This is a genomic window from Bacteroidota bacterium (assembly GCA_034723125.1).
Taxonomy (GTDB): Bacteria; Bacteroidota; Bacteroidia; order CAILMK01; family JAAYUY01; genus JAYEOP01.
This window is the reverse complement of record JAYEOP010000553.1, coordinates 1-1648: the sequence shown is the minus strand read 5'-3', so window position 1 is coordinate 1648 and position 1648 is coordinate 1. Positions and strand designations below refer to the sequence as shown.

The following is a 1648-nucleotide window of genomic DNA, read 5'->3' as shown; positions in this document are numbered from 1 at the left end:
GAAAACCCTTTGGGAACAAAGATAATAAATAATCTGACTGCGTTAAAATTTTGCTCAATAGCTACGGCTATTCAGAAAAATTTGTGCCTTGCATCTTATTCATTATCTTTGTTTCTTAAAAGAAATGCATTTATAGAACCTCCCTATAACACTAGCTGAATTGCAATTTGGTATTCGAAAAAGTTCAAACCCTAAAAAAAACCTAAAAGCATTAAATCAATTTATCATTCCACTAGAAATAATTGACTTTGATTTTAATGCAACTATTGAATATGGATTGATAAGGGCAGGATTAGAAAAAAAAGGAACTCCCATAGGTCCTTTGGATACATTAATTGGGGCTCATGCCAAAAGCCTTGATTTGACTTTAGTGACAAATAATGAAAAGGAATTCATCCGAATACCGGACTTGAAATTAGAAAACTGGACAAAAAAATAAACAACGAAATGCCAATCGAGTAGGCGGCTGATCCATACGGACCAGTATTCCTTCGTTAAAACTACGGCTAACAAGTGCACCTCTCACAATTTATCCCGCACCTTTTGGTCGGGACCACCAAGCCCTTCAACTTCGTTCAGGATAAACCAAGCGGATATTACCGAAAGTATTCAACACAGGCTGTACTTGGCGGTTCGTTAGATAAAAGGTAAAAAAATTATTGTTTTGTTGTATAATAAATATTTTATTATATTTGTGAACTGATTTAATATACATTCAAAATTTACTAGGACGTGAAAATATTAGAACTACAGAAGTTTATACTTATTATTAAAAACAATTTTTTTAATAAAATATATAATGGGAATATAAATGACTGGTTATTATATTTACTCGCTATGGGCAATTAATGAACAAATAAAACTTACAGTAAAGCGACCGACTTAATCGGAATAAAAAAACAGACTGACAGAAAGTAACTGGACAAAGATTGACCAACATGGGATAAGAATTTGACCTGAACAGTCCCAAAAATAAAGTAGGGCAAAAGTGGAGTCCAGAAACCACTTAAATAAACGGGGTGGAACTGAAAAACCATACGAGTAGGAAAATAAAAGATTTAATTATGAGAATATTAAGTAGTGTTTTTACAGTGTTTTTAGTAATGGTTACAAGTTCCTTATTTTCTCAGAACTTGTCATCTGGTAAAATGAAAGTTAATTGGACAGCAGACATTGTGTTGGGAAAAGGTTATACAATAACACAAACATATAATGTCGATAATAGCAATTTTGTAATTTGCTACAATTCAGGAACCGGCAAAACGCAAATTTGGAATCTTGACAAAGGCGGTTTGCCTCTTTATGATAAAACAACACATAAAGGATGGAGCAGTATGGTGTTTTTTCAATTGGAAAATAAAACCTATTTGTTCACTTACAAAGAAGCAAGTGGTAAAGTCATATTTTTTGAAATGAGCAGTTCAGGTATAAGTAAAAGAGTAGGTGAATATACTTGGTCAAAAGGCTGGAATGGGTTTGATGTATTGTATCGAAATAATAAACCTACCATAATGATGACAAAAGCAAGTGATGGTAGAGCTAAATTATTCGAACCTCATTTTTAGAATAAAAGCCCATTATCGAGTAGGCGGCTGACAGAGTAATCTCCGCCAGTATTCCTTCGTTAAAACTACGGCTAACAAGTGCA

At 33.3% G+C, this 1648-nt stretch carries 2 protein-coding genes; both read left to right on the top strand.

The features are described from left to right. Positions 1-145: 145 nt before the first annotated feature. Positions 146-439, top strand: coding sequence for a PIN domain-containing protein (locus tag U9R42_14155; protein MEA3497166.1), 294 nt, complete (start codon positions 146-148; stop codon positions 437-439). Positions 440-1064: 625 nt separating this feature from the next. Continuing rightward, positions 1065-1565 carry a hypothetical protein gene (locus tag U9R42_14150; GenBank protein MEA3497165.1) on the top strand — a complete coding sequence of 167 codons (501 nt, stop codon included), beginning with the start codon at positions 1065-1067 and terminating at the stop codon, positions 1563-1565. The last annotated feature ends 83 nt before the right edge of the window (positions 1566-1648 follow it).

What these genes read in the sequence shown, in the direction of transcription:
- U9R42_14150 (MEA3497165.1), top strand. Translation starts at nt 1,065, where the DNA reads ATGAGAATATTAAGTAGTGTTTTTACAGTGTTTTTAGTAATGGTTACA.